The sequence below is a fragment of the uncultured Sphingomonas sp. genome (assembly GCF_964250165.1).
Classification (GTDB): Bacteria; Pseudomonadota; Alphaproteobacteria; order Sphingomonadales; family Sphingomonadaceae; genus Sphingomonas.
Map to the genome: position 1 here is coordinate 52,545 of NZ_CAXUEK010000007.1, position 17,867 is coordinate 70,411.

Below are 17,867 nucleotides of genomic sequence, written 5' to 3' on the forward strand. Positions count from 1 at the left end.
CGGTCTGCGCCGCGGGTGACGGCGTGCTAATGACGCTTGATGAAACCGCTCCGTTCCGTCCTGTTCATGCCCGCGTCAAACGCCCGTGCGGTCGAGAAGGCGCGCACGCTGGCGTGCGACGCCGTCGTCCTGGACCTGGAGGACGCGGTCGCGCCGGCGGCCAAGGACGATGCGCGGGGGCGCGCGGTGGCGGCGGTGCAGGAAGGCGGCTTCGGCCAGCGGATGGTGGCGGTGCGCGTCAACGGGCTCGACACGGCATGGGCCGCGGCCGACTTTGCGTCGTTGGCGGGGACACCGGTGGACGCAGTGGTGCTGCCCAAGGTGGTTGCGGCGACCGACCTCGAGCGGGCGCGGGCGGCGATCGGCGACGGGCCGGCGCTGTGGGCAATGATCGAAACGGCGGCGGGCGTGCTGGGGCTGCCGGCGATCGTCGCGGCGGCGGGCGCGACGCGGCTCGGCGCGCTGATCGCGGGCACCAACGACCTCGCGCGTGACCTGCGTTGCCGACCCGACGATGAGCGGACGCCGCTGATCCCCGCCCTGGCGCAGATCGTGGTGGCCGCGCGTGCCGGCGGGTTGATGGCGCTCGACGGCGTGCTCAACGCATTGGACGATGCGGATCGGCTGGATCGGGAATGCCGGCAGGGCGCGATGCTGGGCTTCGACGGCAAGACGCTGATCCATCCCGCGCAGATCGACGCCGCCAACCGGGCGTTCGGGCCGGACCAGGCCGCGATCGCGCGGGCGCGGCGGATCGTGGCCGGCTTCGCGTCGGACGAGGCTGCGGATCAGGGTGCGATCCGGTTGGACGGTGAGATGGTGGAGAGGCTGCACCTCGCCGCGGCGGAGCAGGTGTTGCGAATGACGAGCAAACCCTCTCCCTGAAGGGGAGAGGGTGGCTGAGCCGAAGGCGAAGTCGGGTGAGGGAACGATGTGAAGTTCCAGACCCGCCCGTCAGGCCCTCACCCTGGCCGCCGCGCGGCCTGTCCCTCGCCCCTGCAGGGAGAGGGGTGAAGCCTACATCGATGCCAGTTCGCCGATGTGGTGCTTCACCAAACAAACCCTCTCCCTGAAGGGGAGAGGGTGGCTGAGCCGAAGGCGAAGTCGGGTGAGGGGACGACGCGCAACTCGGGCCTGCACGTCGGGCCCTCTCCCTGCCGCCTACGAGGGCTGCCCCTCTTCCCTGCAGGGAGAGGGGTAAGACTCACATGCTGGCCAGTTCGCCGATGTGGTGCTTCACCACCGGCACGATCTTGGCCGCCGCTGCCTTGAGCGGCGCGACCGACCCGGTATCTGCGTAGCCCTGCTGCAGTTGCAGCGCCATCTGGTGCGACGCCTTCTGCTGGTGGATGTAGAGCGCGTCGCGCGCCGTGCCGGTCTTCGCCTTGAGCGCGGCGATGTTCTTCGTGCCCGTCGCGTCGAGATGCGGCGGACCGGCGATCACCTTGCCCGCCTTGGCCGCCGCCTTCACGTCGGCGGTGGACTTGGTGTGATCCTGGATCATTCCCTCGGCGAAGCTGTGCAGCTTGGCGTTCTTGGTGGTCGCGAGCACCAGCCGGCTGGACTGGATCTCATACTGGTCGCTGGCGCCGGCCTTGGCGACATATTGCGCGCCGGTCATCGCGGCGGCGGAGGCCAGGCCGGGCATCGCCAGCAGGGCGGCGCCGATCAAAAGCTTCTTCATCGTCTTCTCTCCTTCAGGAATTGGCGCTGCCCGGCTCGGCCATGTTGCGATGCTGCTGGGCGAGCACCTCGTTGGGCGTGATGTTGGCCACCGCCGACTGCAGCTTGTTCTTCCAGCCCGAGACGACGTGCTTGTGGCCGGCCATCAGCGCGTCCCAGCCGTCCTTGGCGACATCGGCCGGGTCCGACTTGCTGTCCGACACGCCGACCGACGTGTCCATCATGTCGCCGCGCTTGAAGAACTCGGTTTCGACCGGGCCGGGCATCAGATTGGTGATGGTGACGCCGTCCGCATCCTTCAGCTCGTTCTGGATGGCGGCGACGAAGCTGTCCACGAACGCCTTGGAGCCGTTATACACCGCCTGGAACGAGCCGGGGATGTAGCCAGCGATCGAGCCGGTCACGAGCACCTTGCCGTCGTTGCGCGCGACCATCGCCGGCAGCACCTTCTGGAGCAGATAGGTCGTGCCGGTGATGTTGGTGTCGATCACGTGCCGCCACTCGGCCGGGTCCTGGTCCAGGAAGGCGCGGCCCAGACCGTGCCCGGCATTGGCGCAGAGCAGGTCGACCTGACGGCCGCCGGCCGCACTCAGCAGCCGGTCGACGCCCTCGAACGAGGACAGGTCGACGTCGAGCGTCTCGACGTGACCGCCCTGGGTCAGGCCGGCGGCGGCATCGACGAAGGGCGTGTCGGCGGCGACGAGCAGGTCGTAGCCGTCGGCCTGCGCGAGCTTGGCGAGCTCCAGCCCGATGCCGCTCGACGCGCCGGTGACGATCGCGAACTTGTTGGCCATCGTATATTCTCCTCTAGGCTGCCGCGGCCAGGCCGGGCTTGAGAACGACCTTGGTGTATTCGTTCTGGTGGTCTTTGAACATCTTGTAGCCGTTCGGCGCCTCGTCGAGCGGCAGACGGTGCGAGATCAGGAACTCGGTGTCGATCTTGCCCTCGACGATCGCGTTGAGCAGCGCGGGCATGTAGTGCTGGACATGGGTCTGGCCCGTCTTGAGCGTCAGCCCCTTCTCCATGAACGCGCCGAGCGGGAACTTGTCGACGAAGCCGCCATAGACCGCCGGCATCGAGACGCGCCCGCCTTTCCGGCAGGCAAGGATCGCCTGGCGGATCGAGTGCGGCCGGTCGGTGCCGAGGAAGGTCGACGCCTTGATCTGGTCGATGATGTTGTCGACGAACATGCCGTGCGCCTCCAGCCCGACCGCGTCGATCACCGCATCCGGGCCGATGCCGCCGGTCATCTCCATCAGCGCGTCGTAGGTGGCGGTCTCCTCGAAGTTGATCGTCTCGGCGCCGAACCGCTTGGCGAGCTCCAGCCGGTGCGGGAAATGGTCGATCGCGATCACGCGCGCAGCGCCCATCAGGAAGGCGGACTGAACCGCGAACAGGCCGACCGGGCCGCAGCCCCACACCGCCACCGTGTCGCCGGGCTCGATCTGCGCATATTCCGCCGCCTGCCAGCCGGTCGGCAGGATGTCGGACAGGAACAGCACCTTGTCGTCCTCGATGCCGTCCGGGATGACGATCGGGCCGACGTCGCTGAACGGCACGCGGACATATTCCGCCTGCCCGCCCGAATAGCCGCCGGTCATGTGGCTATAGCCGAACAGCCCCGACATCGGCTGGCCGTACAGCTCCTGGGCGATATCCTGATTGTCCGCGGGCAGGCCGTTGTCGCAGGCCGAGTATTGATGCTTGGTGCAGTGATAGCAGGAGCCGCAGGCGATGGTGAACGGCACCACCACGCGCTGGCCCTTCCGCAGCGTCGATTTCGGACCGATCTCGACCACCTCGCCCATGAACTCGTGGCCCAGGATGTCGCCGGCCTGCATGGTCGGGATGTAGCCGTCATAGAGGTGCAGGTCCGAGCCGCAGATCGCGGTGGACGTCACCTTGATGATGCAGTCGCGCGGATTGACGATCTCCGGATCGGAGACGGTGTCGATCCGGACGTCGTGCTTGCCGTGCCAGGCGAGGGCCTTCATTCGTGCGTCCTTCCTTGGGCGTCGAGCTCGGGGTTGCGCGCCGCGGTGGCGACCTCGCCCGTTTCCAGCAGCTGCTTGAGCCGCCGCAGGTTGCGCCGCGCCTGGATGGCGGGATCGCGCTGGAACAGCTTGGCGACCAGCTTGCCGATCGTCCCGCCCGGCGGGTCATAGGTGAGCGTCAGCGTCACGACGGTGCCGCGTCCCGGCGTATCGGCGAAGGTCGCGCGACCGGCATTGGCGTAGCTGGTGTCGAGGCTGCGCCACGCGAGCACCCGCTCCGGCTCGTCCTCGGTGATCTCGGCGTCCCATTCGGTGGTCGTGCCGCCGGCCACGTGCGCAACCCAGTGCGCGTGGCGGTCGTCCGTCATGTCGACGCGCTCGACCTCGTCCATGTAGAGCGGCGCGTTGCTCAGGTCGCGATAGAAGGCGTAGACCTCCGCGACGGGCCGGTTGATCGTCACGGCGCGACCGACCGTCTCGCTGCCGACCGCATCGCCGAACAGGGCGCGGGCTTCGGCGGCGGCATCTTTCTTGGACGTGCCGACGGGTGCGTCGTCGGTGCGGGCTTCGGCCATCGGCTGCTCCTGCTGATTGCCCCGCTCAACCGCTCGCCGGCGGTCGCGGTTCCGGCGATGCCCGGCTTTTCCCGGCGAGTTGCCGCAGGTTAGCACGGAACCGGCCGGAGGCCGGACGGTTGGCCCGATGAGCACCGGCAGGAGAGCGAGCGATGGACGAGAAGCGGACGGAAGCGCCGATCAAGCCGACGGCGGAAACCGACAACCCGAACCTGTCGACCGAGCACCAGCGCACCGGCGATGCCCGCCGGCCCAGCGACACGCTCGACAAGGGCCAGCCGCCGGCCGACGAGACGATCCCGCGCAAATCCTCGTTGACCTGACGCGAACCGACCCGCGATCGCCCCGCCCGCCGCCGGCGCGCGACCGTCGCGCGCCGGCCGGACCGCTCAGGACGGCAGCGGCGCATGCGTCGGCAGCGTCTTGCCCGTCTGCCGGTCGAGGCCGATCGCCACCCAGGCGTCGAGCAGCGCCGCGCCCGCGACGAAGGCGAGCGCCCCCCAGGTGGCCTTGTTCCTCGGGCTGTTCCTGGCTGCCGCGGAGGTCGCGACGATATCCATGATGTCGCCCGCGACCCGGTTCCACATGTTGGTCGCCACCGCGGGGGCGACCAGCAGGTTGACGCCGGCCAGCACCTCGCGCGCGCCGAACCCCTTGACCAGCGTCTCGTGGCCCTCGGCGTCGAGCGTCGCGGCGATCTTCCGCGCGCCGAACAGCTCGGCCGCGCCGAGCGCGAGGGAGAAGACGCCGAGGCCGAGGCTGAGCTTCTTGTAATCCATGTCGTCTGGCCTTTTCAGTGGGTTGCGGCGCTGAACGGGCGGGCGCGGACGCCGTTCCGTCAGTTCCCCGACGGCAGCGACGTGCCCGCGTCGACCAGCGTCGGCGAGGGGCCGGCGGCGGGGCGGAGCGCCTCGCGCTCGGCGGCGGTCATCGGCGCGTCGATGTCGGGACGGAACGCGACGGGCGCGCGCTCGCCCGGCGTGGCGTCGGCGGCGAGATCGGGCGCGGCATGGCCGTCGCCGGTCGGCGCGGTCTCGTCGCGCACCTGCGCATGGGACGGCGCGGGGCCGTCGGCGGCGGCCGTGACGAGCGGCTGAGGCGCGGCGTCGTCATCGTCGCCGCGACGCACGACGAAGGCGACCGCCGCGGCGGTGAGCGCGACCGAGCCGGCAACGAACGCGCCGAGGCCGAGGGCGATGTGGCGAAACTTCATGGGTGTGATCCGTCGTAAGGAGGTGTCCGGGCCAACGGGCGGGCTGCACGAGCGTTCCAACCGCCCGCCCGCGCTTCCGGTCGCGCGGCGGGGTGACGCACGCGGCCGCGGGAGCTACCTGCGCCGGATGAGCGATCTGACCCTGGTCACGGGCGTGTCCGGCTTCCTCGGCTCGGCGGTCGCCCGCGCGCTCGCGGCGACCGGCGAGCGGGTGCGCGGGATCGCGCGCGGATCGAGCGACCGCGCGCATCTCGATCGCTTTCCCGGCGAGCTGGTCGAAGGCGACCTGTGCGATCCCGCCGCGGTGGCGCGCGCGATGAGCGGCGTGACGCGGCTCTACCACGTCGCCGCCGACTACCGGCTGTGGGCGCGCGATCCCGACGAGATCGTCCGCAACAATCGCGTGACCACGCAGGTGGTGATGACGGCCGCGCTCGACGCCGGCGTGGGGCGGATCGTGTATACCAGCAGCGTGGCGACGCTGCTGCCCGACCCGACCGGACCTGCCGACGAGACGCGCGCCGCGACGCCGGCCACGGTGGTCGGCGCCTACAAGCGCTCCAAGGTCGACGCCGAGCGGCTGGTCGAGGCGATGATCGCCGCGCGCGCGCTGCCGGCGGTGATCGTGAATCCCTCGACCCCGATCGGCCCGGGCGATGTCCGTCCGACGCCGACCGGGCGGATCATCGTCGAGGCGGCGAACGGGCGGATGCCGGCCTTCGTCAATTCGGGGCTGAACCTCGTTCATGTCGACGATGTCGCGGCGGGGCACCTCCGGGCGATGGCGGCGGGCCGGATCGGCGAGCGCTACATCCTGGGCGGCGCCGACGTGACGCTGGCCGAGCTGCTCGCGGCGATCGCCGGGCTGGTCGGGCGGCGGCCGCCGCGCGTGCGGCTGCCGCGCGCGCCGCTGTTCCCGCTCGCCTGGGCCAACGAAGTGCGCGCGCGCATCACGGGCGTCGAGCCGTTCCTGACACTCGACGGGCTGCGCATGGCGAAGCACGCGATGTTCTACAGCTCGGGCAAGGCGCGCGCGGAGCTCGGCTATCGCGCGCGGCCGTGGCGCGAGGCGGTGGCGGACGCGGTCGGCTGGTTCCGGTCGACGGGGGCGATCCGATGATCGGGCTCGCCGCACTGGTGCTGGCGATCTGGATCGGGCTGGCCGCGACCGGCTTCTGGCGCACCGACCAGCGCGACACCCGCGCCGCCGCCGTCGCGCCGGCGGTGTGGCCCGAGGTGGTGGCCGTGGTGCCGGGGCGCGACGAGGCGGACGTGATCGCGCGCGCGCTCGGCAGCCTCGCCGCGCAGGATTATCCCGGCCCGTTCCGCATCATCCTGGTCGACGACGACAGCAGCGACGGCACGGGCGCGATCGCCCGCGCGCTCGGCAGCACGCGGATCACGGTGCTGACCGGGCGCCCGCTGCCGGCGGGCTGGACCGGCAAGCTCTGGGCCCTGTCGCAGGGGATCGCCGCCGCCGACGCGCCGCGCTGGCTGTGGCTGACCGATGCCGACATCGAGCACGCGCCCGACACGCTGCGGACGCTGGTCGGGATCGGCGAGGCCGGCGACCGGCGGCTGGCGAGCTTCATGGCGCGGCTGCATTGCGCGACGCCGGCCGAGCGGGCGCTGATCCCCGCCTTCGTCTGGTTCTTCCAGCTCCTCTATCCGTTCGCCAGGGTGAACCGGCCCGGCCGCACCGCCGCCGCGGCCGGCGGCTGCGTGCTGGTGCGGCGTGACGCGCTCGCGGCGGCGGGCGGCATCGCGGCGATCCGGGGCGCGCTGATCGACGATTGCGCACTCGGCGCGCTCCTGAAGCGGCAGGGGCCGATCTGGCTGGGGCTGACCGACCGCTCGCGGAGTATCCGTCCCTACCGCACCGCCGGCGCGATCGGCGCGATGATCGCGCGCTCGGCCTATGCGCAGCTCGGCTATGCGCCGTGGCGGCTGGCCGGGGCGGTGGCGGGGCTGGCGCTGGTCTATCTCGCCGCGCCCGTGCTGGCGGTGTCCGCGGGCGGCTGGGCGCGCGGGCTGGGGCTCGGCGCATGGCTGCTGATGGCGGCGCTGTTCCAGCCGATGCTGCTGTTCTATCGCCGGTCGCCGCTATGGGGGCTGGCGGTGCCGGGCATCGCCGCCTTCTATGCCGGTTGCACGCTGCTGTCGGGCTGGCGGCACCACCAGGGTCGCGGCGGGATGTGGAAGGGGCGCGCGCAGGCGATGCCTGAACCGGGCCGCGCGCGATGAGCGACCTCAGCTCGGGCAAGGGCCATCGCGACGAGAACTTCCCCGTTGCCTCCGTCCTGCTCGCGCCCGCGCATCGCGCGCCGATCCTCGCCTTCTACCGCTTCGCGCGCGCGGCGGACGACATCGCCGACCACCCGACCGCGCCGGCCGCCGAGAAGCTGACCCGGCTGACCGCCATGCGCGCCGGGCTCGACGGCGGCGGGGCGCCCGAGGCGATGGCGCTCGCCCGGGTGCAGGCGGAGCGCGGGATCGACGCCGCGCACGCGCACGAGCTGCTCGACGCCTTCGTGCAGGACGTGACGGTACGCCGCTATGCAGATTGGGCGGGGCTGATCGGCTATTGCCGACTGTCGGCGATGCCGGTCGGCCGCTTCGTGCTCGATGTCCATGGCGAGGATCGCGCGATCTGGCCGCTGTCGGACGCGCTCTGCGCCGCCCTGCAGATCGTCAACCACCTCCAGGACTGCGGCAAGGACTATCGCGCGCTCGACCGCGTCTACCTCCCCGCCGACCTGCTCGCGCACCACGGCGCGGCGGTGGACGACCTTGCCGCCGCCACCGCCGCGCCGGGGCTGCGCGCGGCGATCGCCGAGGCCGCGGCGCGGACGCAGGCGCTGCTGGCGACCAGCGCGCCGTTCGCGCGCGCGATCCGCTCGCACCGGCTGGCGGCCGAGGTGGCGGTGATCCAGCGGCTGGCCGCCGATCTGGCGCGCCGCCTTTCGGCCCACGATCCCTTGAGCGCGCGCGTCCATCACCGTAAGGCGGAAGCGGCCGTGATCGCCGCGCGGGCGGTCGCCGGCCTGCTCCTCGCAAAGGCATTGCCGTGAACCCCGACCTGACGCCCGCGGCGCTGCGCCGGCAGGTCTCCGGCAGCTCCTTCTATGCCGGGATGCGGGTGCTGCCACGGGCCGAGCGCGAGGCGATGTACGCGATCTATGCCTTCTGCCGCGCGGTGGACGACATCGCCGACGATCATGGCGGCGATCGCGCGGCGCGCGCGCGGGACCTCGCCGTCTGGCGGCGCGGCATCGACGCGCTCTATGACAGCGGCGCTATCGGGGATGGCGGCGACCCCGGGCCGGCCGGGTTCCTCGCCCCGCATGTCCACCGCTTCGGGCTCGCGCGCGCGGACCTGCAGGCGGTGATCGACGGGATGGCGATGGATGTCGAGCGCGACATCCGCTGGCCGCCCGCCGCCGAGCTGGACCTGTATTGCGACCGCGTGGCAAGCGCCGTCGGGCGGCTGTCGGTGCGCGTATTCGGCATGGAGCGCGACGTCGGCGAGCTGCTCGCCTGCCATCTCGGCCGGGCGCTGCAGCTCACCAACATCCTGCGCGACATCGACGAGGACGCCGCGATCGGCCGCGTCTACCTGCCGCGCGAGGCGATCGAGGCGGCGGCCATCCCGATCACCACGCCCGCCGCCGTGGTCGGCGATGCCCGGATCGACACGGTCGCGCGCCAGGTCGCGGCGCAGGCCGACCGCCACTTCGCGCAGGCCCATGCGATCCTCGCCGCCCGGCCGCGCGGGCGGCTGCTCGCGCCGCGGCTGATGGAGGCGGTATACGCCAAGGTGCTCGGGCGCATGAAGGCGATCGGCTGGGCGCCGCCGCGCGGCCGCGTGCGCGTGTCCAAGCCTGCGCTGCTGTGGACGGTGCTGCGGCTGAGCCTCTCGCGCCCGTGACCGCGCCCGCTTTCGGCCGCGCGACGGTGGTGGGCGCGGGCCTGGCCGGGCTGTCGGCGGCGGTGCGGCTGCGCGAGACGGGCGTGGCGGTAACGGTCGCGGACGGCGCGGCGCAGGCGGGCGGGCGCTGCCGGTCCTATCACGACCCGCAGCTCGGGCTGGTGATCGACAACGGCAACCACCTGGTCCTGTCGGGCAACGCGGCGGTGGCGCGGTTCCGCCGGACGGTGGGCGCGCCGGCCGATACGCTGACCGGGCCGGACGAAGCGGCGTTCGCCTTTGCGGACCTCGCGAGCGGGGCGCGCTGGACGGTGCGGCCCAATGCCGGGCCGATCCCCTGGTGGCTGCTCGCGCCAAGCCGCCGCGCGCCGGGCAGCCGCGCGCGCGACTATCTGGCGCTGGCACGGCTGGCGCGCGCGCGCCCGGACGAGACGATCGGCGACCGGCTCGCGCCCGCCGGCCCCGCCTGGGAGCGGCTGCTGCATCCGGTGCTGCTCGCCGCGCTCAACACGGATCCGGCGGCGAGCAGCGCGCGGCTCGCCTGGGCGGTGCTGCGCGAGACGGTCGCCAGGGGCGGGCGGGCGATGCGGCCGCTGGTCGCGCAGCCGACGCTTGCCGCGGCGTTCGTCGCGCCGGCGGTCGCGTGGCTGGCGGGACGCGGCGCGCCGGTCGCGCTCGGGCGGCGGTTGCGGTCGCTCGGCTTCGCGGGCGATCGGGTGACGGCGCTGCACTGGGCGGACGGGGCGCAACCGGTCGCGGCCGACGAGGCGGTGGTGCTGGCGACACCCGCGCCGGTCGCGGCGTCGCTGGTGCCGGACCTTGCGGCGCCGACCGCGTTCCGCGCCATCGTCAACGCGCATTTCGCCGTCCCGCCCCCGCCGGGCGCGCCGCCGCTGCTGGGGCTGGTGAACGCGACCGCCGAATGGCTGTTCGCCTTTCCCGATCGCGTCTCGGTGACGGTCAGCGCCGCCGATCGGCTGCTCGACACCGATCGCGAGGCGCTGGCGCGGACGTTCTGGGCAGAGATATGCCGCGCCTATGGCCGGGATGCGCCGATGCCGGCATGGCAGATCGTCAAGGAGAAGCGCGCGACCTTCGCCGCGACGCCCGAGCAGGACGCGCATCGCCCCGCCGCCGCGACCCGCTGGCGCAACCTGTTCCTCGCCGGCGACTGGACCCGGACCGGGCTGCCCGCCACGATCGAGGGCGCGCTGCGCTCGGGCGAGACCGCGGCGCGGCTGGTCGCAAACTGATCCTCCCCGTCCCGGGGAGGATTTGCTAGGCCTTGCCCGATGCCGCCTTACTCTCCCGACCAAGCGCACGCCGCGAACGCGCTCGACGCGACCATCGACCGCGCCGCCGCCGCGCTCGCCGCCGCGCAGCGACCCGACGGCCATTGGGTCTTCGAGCTGGAGGCGGACGCCACCATCCCCGCCGAATACATCCTGCTCCGCCATTATCTGAGCGAACCCGATGATCTCCCGCTGGAGGCGCGGATCGGGCGCTATCTGCGCCGCCTGCAATCGCCCGCGCATCACGGCTGGTCGCTGTTCCACGACGGCGGGTTCGATCTCAGCGCGACGGTGAAGGCCTATTACGCGCTCAAGATGATCGGCGATGATCCGGCCGCGCCGCACATGGCGCGCGCGCGCGCGGCGGTGCTGGCGGCGGGCGGGGCGGCGGCGGCCAACGTCTTCACCCGCATCCAGCTGGCGCTCTACGCCGCCGGGCCGTGGTCGGCGGTGCCGACGATGCCGCCCGAGCTGATCTTCGCGCCCCGCTGGTTCCCGTTCAGCCTGTCGCGGACGAGCTACTGGTCGCGCACCGTCGTCGTGCCGCTGCTGGTGCTGGCGACGCTGCGGCCGGTCGCGCGCAATCCGCGCGGGGTGCGCGTGGACGAGCTCTACACGGGCAGCCGCGTCCGCGCGACGACCAGGGCGGCGGACACCCGCGCGCTGTGGCGCACCGGCTTCGGGCTGCTCGACCGCGCGCTGAAGGCGGGCGACGGCTGGTGGCCCAGGCGCCGGCGCGCCGCGGCGATCGCGGCGTGCCGGGACTGGGTGCTGGCGCGGCTGAACGGGCTCGACGGGCTCGGCGCGATCTACCCCGCCATGGCGAACAGCGTGATGATGCTCGACGCGCTCGGCTTCCCGCCCGAGCACCCGGCCCGCGCCGCCGCGCGCGAGTCGGTGGAGCGGCTGCTCGTCCACCGCGCGGACGAGACCTATTGCCAGCCCTGCGTCTCGCCGGTGTGGGACACCGCCTTGGCGGCGCACGCGATGCTGGAGGCGGGCGAGGAGCAAGCCGCCGACGCCGCGCTCGACTGGCTCCGCCCGCGCCAGGTGCTCGACGTGGAGGGCGACTGGGCCGGGCAGAAGCCGGACGTGCGGCCGGGCGGCTGGGCCTTCCAGTACCGCAACGACCATTATCCCGATCTGGACGACACCGCCGTCGTGGTGATGGCGATGGACCGCGCGAAGGACCGGCGCGGCGCGGCGGACGGCGGGGCGATCGCGCGCGGCGTCGAATGGACGGTCGGCCTCCAGTCGAGGAACGGCGGCTGGGGGGCGTTCGACGCCGACAACGATCACCATTATCTCAACAACCTGCCCTTCGCCGATCACGGCGCGCTGCTCGATCCGCCCACCGCCGACGTGTCGGCGCGCGTCGTGTCGATGCTCGCGCAGCTCGGCGAGCGGGACGGGCCGCGCATGGCCGCCGCCCTGGCCTATCTGGCCCAGGAGCAGGAGGCGGACGGCAGCTGGTTCGGCCGCTGGGGCGTCAACCATGTCTACGGCACCTGGTCGGTGCTGTGCGCGCTCAACGCCGCCGGGCTGACGGGCGCGGACCCGATGGTGGCCAAGGCGGTCGCCTGGCTGCGCGCCATCCAGAACCCGGACGGCGGCTGGGGCGAGAGCTGCGACAGCTACGACCTCGGCCGCACGGGCCACGCGCCCGCCCCCGCCACCGCCTCGCAGACCGCCTGGGCGCTGCTCGGGCTGATGGCGGCGGGCGAGGCCGGGTCGGAGGCGGTGGCGCGCGGGATCGACTGGCTGGTCCGCCATCAGGCCGCGGACGGGCTGTGGGGCCAGGAGCATCATACCGGCGGCGGCTTCCCGCGCGTCTTCTATCTCCGCTATCACGGCTACCCGAAATACTTCCCGCTCTGGGCCCTCGCCCGCTGGCGCAACCTCCAGCGCGGCAACGAGGGGCGCGTGGCGTGGGGGATGTGAACCCCGCGGCCGGCCACGTCATCGTCGCCACCGGCTTCAACCGCGAGGTCGCCTGCCTGCGCGGGATCGCCGGCGTCGTCCCGATCGCCGGCGGCGGCGATCCGGCGCGGCTGCGCCATCGCATCGAGGCGGCGCTGGCGGCGGGCGCGCGCGGGATCGCCAGCTTCGGCATGGCCGGCGCGCTGGTCGACGGGCTGGCGATCGGCGACTGGGTGGTGGCGGACCGGCTGACCGGCGCGGTCGAGCTGGACTGCGACCCCGCCTGGGCCGCCGCGCTCGCCGCCGCGCTGCCGGGCGTGCGCGTGGGCGGCGTCTACGCCGACGGCCGCATGATCGACACGGTCGCCGAGAAGCTGCGGCTGGGCAGGCACCACGGCGCGCTGGCGGTGGACATGGAAAGCCAGGTCGCCGGCGATGTGGCCGCCGAGCATGGCCTGCCGTTCGCGATCGTGCGCTGCGTCTCGGACGGCGCGCGCCACCTGCTGCCGCACGCGATCACCGTCTCGATGCGGCCCGACGGCGGGGTGAACGCGGCGGCGATGCTCGCTTCGCTGGCGCGAACGCCGGGGCAGGCGGCCGACGTGGCCCGCACCACCGCCGGGTTCGTGAAGGCGATGCGCGAGCTGAAGCGCGGCGCGATCGCGATCGGCCCGGGGATGGCGTTGCCCGCCTGACGCCACGCCTGGGAGAGGCGCCGCGCCTGGAGCGGCTTGCGATCGGGCCGGGGCGCCGGGGCCATGCCAGTGGCGGAGCCGGTCGCGGCGGTCGCCCCCTTCGTCATCCTCGCGCAGGCGGGGATCGAGGCCAGATCTGGGCGGACGGCAATGGTGGGTTCGAACCGAGTGGATCAGCCTGGACTCCCGCCCTCGCGGGAATGACGGAAAGCGAGCGGTCGGGCGAGCCAGGCTGGTCACCCCCGGCGCTGGTCCTTGCGCTTGCGGGCCGCCGCCGCCCGCTGCTGCTCCATCTCCTCGATCCGCCAGCCGCCGAACAGCGCCCTGCCCGGATCATGCGGCACCTTGGGCGGCGCGCGTCCCGCCGTCACCTGCGCCAGGTCCGGCAGCGTGATCCGCTCCGCCTCGGGCGGCGCCGCCGTCGCGCGCGCCGCCTCGGCCACGCGGAACGCCTCGCGGTCGCGTTCGAGGCGCAGCTCGTGCATCACCGCCAGGCGATAGGACTGCGCCTCGCGCGATTCGCCCCGCCGGCGCTTGAGATGCGCCGGCTCGGCCAGCAGCCGCGCCTCCTTCTGGTGCAGGTACATCAGCTGCAGCATCTGGCTGACGGTCATCGGCGGCGGCTCGGGCGCCTCGTTGTGCCGCCAGGCATCGTGCCCGTGGCTCTCCGGGTCGGCGGCGGCCAGGCAGCGCAGCTCGAGCTGCGCATAGCCCTCCGCCAGCGCCAGCCGCCATTCGCGCGCAAAGGCGGGATCGGCGTGGCGGCGGCGATAGAAGGCGTATTTCGGCGCGCCCGCCGCCGCCGCCGCCAGCCCGACATTGGCGGTGACGGAGAGCGCCAGCAGGAACGCCTGCTCGCCATGCCGCGTCAGCCGGTTGGGATGGGCCGCGCGCTGCTGCAGCAGGCCGCCGCGGCCGCGCGCGATGATCGGCTCGCCGCCCGCGGTGCGGCGGACGCCCGCCGGCGCGTCCTCCCACGCGCCCGGCCGGCGCCCGTTCAGCTTCGCCTGGAGCCACGCCGCCGCCACGACCGCCGCCGCGCGCCACTCGGCCGCGAAGGCGGGTGCGCGCGCGCGGCGGCGGCGCATGGTGGTGGGATCGCGCCCGATCGCGGCGGCGGCGGCATCGACGTTGCCGGATTTGCGCAACGCCCGCAGGAACGCGGCGTTCTCGAGCGCGATGGTGCGGGGGTCTGGGCGCGGCATGGCGCTGAGCCACTTCTGCGCAGTTTTCCTACATTGCAAGGGCGATGTGGGGTAGGGATGTGGTGGCGACAGGCGGGACGGCTTCTAGCCACCGAGGCACAATTTGGGCGATTATGTAGCTTGCAAACGCGAGAAAGATTAGTCGATCCGCGTCAAGTCAATGGCGTTGGACACGTCTCGGTCGTGCGAGTTCCTATTTGGTGGCTTTGATCCACCACCTCGGATCATGGCCCACAGCGCAAAGGCAATGAGGGCGATCCCTCCGATCAGCGCCACCCAGCTCACTCCGGCTTCTCCGGCTCCGGCGCGGGCTTCTGCTGCGCCACCTTCTTCAGCCGTTCATCCCAGCGAGCTTCGTTCTCGTCCGCTTCTAGGTCGCGGGCTAGGGCCTTGAACTTGTCGAGTTGCGACGCTTCGTCAGCCATGATCCGCTCCTACGGTCAATGCGAGTACCACCAGATCGCGGCCGCGAGGATGGCGACCGGCCCGGCGGTCACGAGGACAGTGCCGACGATCCACGCTGCGATACGGCCGAACCGCTCGTCAGCGTAGCCGATGACGACCTCTGCGACGCCAGAGAAGAACGTATCGTCCATCATCGCAACCCGGTGACACCCGTCTCTAGCTGGCGGGCGGCCTCCTTGAACTTGTCGAGCTGGGTGGGTTCGGTGCTTGGTTCGTCTGTCATGCAGCTAGCTCCGGCTTCTTCTGTTTTCGCGGCAGTTCCAGCACTATATCGGCGTGCTCGCGAAGCTCCTTCCGTCCTCCGCGTCCATACGGTTCGAGGATCACTTTCAGCCCCTCTCGCCGAACGTACTTGAACGCCGGTACAAAATCCGAATCACCTGTTACGACCACCACTGCGCGCACCATGTTGCGAAGCGCTAGACGCGCCATGTCCATGCCGATCCGCATGTCCACGCCTTTCTGGCCCATATCGAGGTCAAAATCGTCGTCGGTCAAAGGACGTGGAGCCGTGACCAGCTCTTTCGCAACGCGCGGTTTAAGCCGCCAGGCATGGGGAGTGAGGTCAACCCTGCCCATGCGAAGGGCCATATTTGGCTTGAGTACAAGCTGGTCAAAGAGCGATTGAGCGTGACGAAACCGTTCGGTTTCGCCCAAGCTGAACGGCTCGCCGCTCACTGGCCGTCGCACCTTGGCAGCGGAAGGATGGGCATCATAATAGTATATACGGAGCAGCTCGTAACCTTCCAGCTCCGGCAAGGCTCGCAGCCGATCGCACTCCTCGACGATATCGTCGGCCACGACCGCCCGTCCAAGCCGGGTTCGGAGCACCTTCGTGAGGTAGCCTCCGTCCAGAAGGATGGCATACATCGATTTGAGCACGTTTGGCCCTTTCGCAGCCTAGCGGATTTAGCGGATTTAGCGGATTTAGCGCTTGAACCCCGCGACCGTGGAATCTAACTAGCCGTTAAGGTGATAACGTTATCGCCTTGACATAGACGAGCGAGCCGGCTCATTCCGAATGCCCTAGGGCGCGTTCTATAACGCTAGGAGTGGGTCGGCTCCAATCGTCAGAGGTCATCCTCACCAACATCTGTGCCCCCCAAATCATTGATTTGCAGCTTGTATTCGCTCGCGGAAGTGTCGGCTGTACTTGCGTCAACGGTCGGCACCTTGGGGGTGGCTTTGAAATTGCGGCCAGGATACCACTCCTTCAATCCCCAAGTACCGCGGCTGACTTTCACCACGTCACCAACTTGAATGAAACGCCGGGAGAGCACGGAGCCCACGACATTGGCTGGTTCCGCAGACGTCAGAACTAAGCCACCAGCTTTCAGTTCGGATGCAATCTCCGCGTTGCCCATGGTCCGCTTGCGCATCGCAAGTAGCTTCTTTGCTCCGTCGGGGATGGACATACTGAGAAACATGCCCGCCGTATTAACAGCAGCAGGTTCTGCAGGAGCGGCTTGCATACCCGGGGAGCCTCCAGCGCGCAGGCTCGTAAGTAGGGCTATAGTCTGATCTATCTGATTGCGCTTTGCGCGAAGGTCCGCCAGCACCGCATCATACGGATCGAAAGCGGGGTTCTCGCCTGCCATGTTGACAGCTCCCTTGCGATGGACGTAATGGGAGCCGCCCCCGCGGCGCGAAGCAACGGGGGCGGCGGTGACGCCGACCTGGGTACGACATCAGGGGCTTTTGGCCCCCTCGACTCAGGGCCTTATCGTCATCTTCTTCGCAACCTCCACTGGTCTTGGCCTCACACCGGCTAGTTGGACTCAACGCCCGGGCTGAACCCCCGGGCGTTGCTGCATCTGAACCAAGCAATGCTTTCGTGCAATGGGCAAACAAGCGGCGCGCAAAGATTCTTTGCGCGCCTGATTCAGCGCGTGGGTTTCGCACCGATCCGGTGGCGCTTCCCTATCCAGCGCGACGAGCGCCGGCCGATCCTGCCCTTAGGCTTGGGGCTGCTCGTCAGGCCTGCGGTATGTGATCCGCTTGCCGACAATGCCGTCCAGCGCGCGGTCCGCGCGGCCACGATCGTCTACGCCCAGCGCCACGCGGTTGTTATACCGGAACTCGAACTCGGCTAGATTACGGTGCAGGTGCTGCTCGCCGCAATGCTGGTACACGCCCTTCATGCCCCGCTTGAAGATGGAGAACGCGCCCTCGACCGTGTTGGTGTGGATCGTGCGATCCTCCGGATGGACATACTGCTTGATACCGTGGAGCGTCGTGCCGTGCCCGGCGAACTCCTTGCCCAGCTTGGAGTACGTGCGTGCTTCGTCCGTCATCAGCCGCGCCTCGCGAGCGATGTTGGCGCGCACGATCGGATGGACCTCATCGTCCACCTTAACCGGCGCTCAGCCCCCTACGCCGCCCGCTGCACCCGCCGAAACCCGTCCGGGTCCGCCGCCTGGATTCGCGCCAGCTCGCGCTCGACATGGGTCAGGTGCACGTCCTGCGCCGGCCGCGCGCGGGACAGGTCGATGTCGGGCGCCATCGGGCCCTCGGTGCGCACACCCTTGCGGCCGACGCCGAACATCTTGAGCGGGTGGCGGATCGCGTCGGTCGCGGCGGTGCCCTCGAACCCGCAATGGACCATGCAGTCGGCGCATTTCTCATATTTGCCGACGCCGTACTGGTCCCACTCGGTGCCCTCCATCAGCTCCTTGAAGGTCGGGACATAGCCCTCGCCGACGAGGTAGCAGGGCTTCTGCCAGCCGAAGATCGTGCGCAGCGGCATCGACCAGGGGGTGCACTCGTAGGTCTGGTTGCCGGCGAGGAAGTCGAGGAACAGAGGCGAGTTGGTGAAGGTCCACTTCTTGCCGCCGTCGCCGCGGCGGAACACGTCGCGGAAGAAGTTGCGGGTCCGCTCGCGGTTGAGGAAATGCTC

21 protein-coding genes and 1 pseudogene are annotated in these 17,867 nt (G+C 71.0%); 9 read left to right on the forward strand and 13 right to left on the reverse strand.

The window, feature by feature from the left end; genetic code table 11:
• Nucleotides 1-39: 39 nt before the first annotated feature.
• Nucleotides 40-885: an HpcH/HpaI aldolase/citrate lyase family protein gene (locus ACFE64_RS02745; RefSeq protein ID WP_375390919.1), complete on the forward strand. Its 846-nt coding sequence runs from the start codon at nucleotides 40-42 to the stop codon at nucleotides 883-885.
• 319 nt (nucleotides 886-1,204) lie between these two features.
• Here ACFE64_RS02745 and ACFE64_RS02750 read toward each other — a convergent pair whose 3' ends face one another.
• From ACFE64_RS02750 to ACFE64_RS02765, 4 genes are read right to left on the reverse strand one after another with little or no spacing between them, the layout of a single operon-like run.
• Entirely contained in the window at nucleotides 1,205-1,684 is a 480-nt protein-coding gene (locus ACFE64_RS02750) for a DUF4142 domain-containing protein (RefSeq protein WP_375390920.1), read from the reverse strand.
• A gap of 13 nt (nucleotides 1,685-1,697) precedes the next feature.
• Nucleotides 1,698-2,477: an SDR family NAD(P)-dependent oxidoreductase gene (locus tag ACFE64_RS02755; protein WP_375390921.1), complete on the reverse strand. Its 780-nt coding sequence runs from the start codon at nucleotides 2,475-2,477 to the stop codon at nucleotides 1,698-1,700.
• A gap of 13 nt (nucleotides 2,478-2,490) precedes the next feature.
• Nucleotides 2,491-3,678, reverse strand: coding sequence for a zinc-dependent alcohol dehydrogenase (locus ACFE64_RS02760; RefSeq protein ID WP_375390922.1), 1,188 nt, complete (start codon nucleotides 3,676-3,678; stop codon nucleotides 2,491-2,493).
• The gene (locus tag ACFE64_RS02765) at nucleotides 3,675-4,253 is read right to left on the reverse strand and encodes an SRPBCC family protein (RefSeq protein ID WP_375390923.1); all 579 of its coding nucleotides are present in this window, start codon (nucleotides 4,251-4,253) and stop codon (nucleotides 3,675-3,677) included. The genes ACFE64_RS02760 and ACFE64_RS02765 overlap by 4 nt, the downstream gene beginning before the upstream one ends.
• A gap of 152 nt (nucleotides 4,254-4,405) precedes the next feature.
• On the opposite strand from ACFE64_RS02765, the gene ACFE64_RS02770 reads away from it, so the two are divergent.
• Entirely contained in the window at nucleotides 4,406-4,576 is a 171-nt protein-coding gene (locus ACFE64_RS02770) for a hypothetical protein (RefSeq protein ID WP_375390924.1), read from the forward strand.
• Between the two features lie 66 nt (nucleotides 4,577-4,642).
• Here the strand turns inward: ACFE64_RS02770 and ACFE64_RS02775 are convergent, their stop codons facing one another.
• Entirely contained in the window at nucleotides 4,643-5,032 is a 390-nt protein-coding gene (locus tag ACFE64_RS02775; protein WP_375390925.1) for a hypothetical protein, read from the reverse strand.
• Between the two features lie 59 nt (nucleotides 5,033-5,091).
• On the reverse strand, nucleotides 5,092-5,466 hold the full coding sequence (locus ACFE64_RS02780) for a hypothetical protein (RefSeq protein ID WP_375390926.1): 375 nt from the start codon (nucleotides 5,464-5,466) through the stop codon (nucleotides 5,092-5,094).
• A gap of 127 nt (nucleotides 5,467-5,593) precedes the next feature.
• Here ACFE64_RS02780 and hpnA point away from each other — a divergent pair, with 127 nt between their 5' ends.
• The 7 genes from hpnA to ACFE64_RS02815 are packed head-to-tail and all read left to right on the forward strand — an operon-like array spanning nucleotide 5,594 to nucleotide 13,301.
• Nucleotides 5,594-6,586 (forward strand): hopanoid-associated sugar epimerase, encoded by a 993-nt coding sequence (gene hpnA, locus ACFE64_RS02785; protein WP_375390927.1) that lies wholly within the window; start codon nucleotides 5,594-5,596, stop codon nucleotides 6,584-6,586.
• Nucleotides 6,583-7,710, forward strand: coding sequence for a glycosyltransferase (locus ACFE64_RS02790; RefSeq protein WP_375390928.1), 1,128 nt, complete (start codon nucleotides 6,583-6,585; stop codon nucleotides 7,708-7,710). Before hpnA ends, ACFE64_RS02790 begins: the two co-directional genes overlap by 4 nt.
• On the forward strand, nucleotides 7,707-8,537 hold the full coding sequence (gene hpnC, locus ACFE64_RS02795) for a squalene synthase HpnC (protein WP_375390929.1): 831 nt from the start codon (nucleotides 7,707-7,709) through the stop codon (nucleotides 8,535-8,537). The genes ACFE64_RS02790 and hpnC overlap by 4 nt, the downstream gene beginning before the upstream one ends.
• Nucleotides 8,534-9,394, forward strand: coding sequence for a presqualene diphosphate synthase HpnD (gene hpnD / locus ACFE64_RS02800; protein WP_375390930.1), 861 nt, complete (start codon nucleotides 8,534-8,536; stop codon nucleotides 9,392-9,394). The genes hpnC and hpnD overlap by 4 nt, the downstream gene beginning before the upstream one ends.
• Entirely contained in the window at nucleotides 9,391-10,647 is a 1,257-nt protein-coding gene (hpnE, locus tag ACFE64_RS02805) for a hydroxysqualene dehydroxylase HpnE (RefSeq protein ID WP_375390931.1), read from the forward strand. Before hpnD ends, hpnE begins: the two co-directional genes overlap by 4 nt.
• Before the next feature lie 39 nt (nucleotides 10,648-10,686).
• Entirely contained in the window at nucleotides 10,687-12,627 is a 1,941-nt protein-coding gene (shc, locus tag ACFE64_RS02810; protein WP_375390932.1) for a squalene--hopene cyclase, read from the forward strand.
• Nucleotides 12,615-13,301, forward strand: coding sequence for a phosphorylase (locus ACFE64_RS02815; RefSeq protein WP_375390933.1), 687 nt, complete (start codon nucleotides 12,615-12,617; stop codon nucleotides 13,299-13,301). The genes shc and ACFE64_RS02815 overlap by 13 nt, the downstream gene beginning before the upstream one ends.
• Nucleotides 13,302-13,537: 236 nt before the next feature.
• Here the strand turns inward: ACFE64_RS02815 and ACFE64_RS02820 are convergent, their stop codons facing one another.
• The 7 genes and pseudogenes from ACFE64_RS02820 to ACFE64_RS02850 all read right to left on the reverse strand — a co-directional run.
• Nucleotides 13,538-14,506: a hypothetical protein gene (locus tag ACFE64_RS02820; RefSeq protein WP_375390934.1), complete on the reverse strand. Its 969-nt coding sequence runs from the start codon at nucleotides 14,504-14,506 to the stop codon at nucleotides 13,538-13,540.
• Nucleotides 14,507-14,787: 281 nt separating this feature from the next.
• Nucleotides 14,788-14,931, reverse strand: coding sequence for a hypothetical protein (locus ACFE64_RS02825; RefSeq protein WP_375390935.1), 144 nt, complete (start codon nucleotides 14,929-14,931; stop codon nucleotides 14,788-14,790).
• 15 nt (nucleotides 14,932-14,946) lie between these two features.
• Nucleotides 14,947-15,102: a hypothetical protein gene (locus tag ACFE64_RS02830; protein WP_375390936.1), complete on the reverse strand. Its 156-nt coding sequence runs from the start codon at nucleotides 15,100-15,102 to the stop codon at nucleotides 14,947-14,949.
• Between the two features lie 88 nt (nucleotides 15,103-15,190).
• The gene (locus tag ACFE64_RS02835) at nucleotides 15,191-15,853 is read right to left on the reverse strand and encodes an NYN domain-containing protein (RefSeq protein ID WP_375390937.1); all 663 of its coding nucleotides are present in this window, start codon (nucleotides 15,851-15,853) and stop codon (nucleotides 15,191-15,193) included.
• 188 nt (nucleotides 15,854-16,041) lie between these two features.
• A complete protein-coding gene (locus ACFE64_RS02840) occupies nucleotides 16,042-16,569 on the reverse strand; it encodes a winged helix-turn-helix domain-containing protein (protein WP_375390938.1) in 528 nt (175 codons plus the stop codon).
• Nucleotides 16,570-16,926: 357 nt separating this feature from the next.
• Nucleotides 16,927-17,313: pseudogene (locus ACFE64_RS02845) on the reverse strand (transposase); the annotation flags it as partial.
• A gap of 29 nt (nucleotides 17,314-17,342) precedes the next feature.
• A partial coding sequence (locus tag ACFE64_RS02850; protein WP_375390939.1) for a DUF3463 domain-containing protein occupies nucleotides 17,343-17,867 on the reverse strand: 525 nt, incomplete at its 5' end.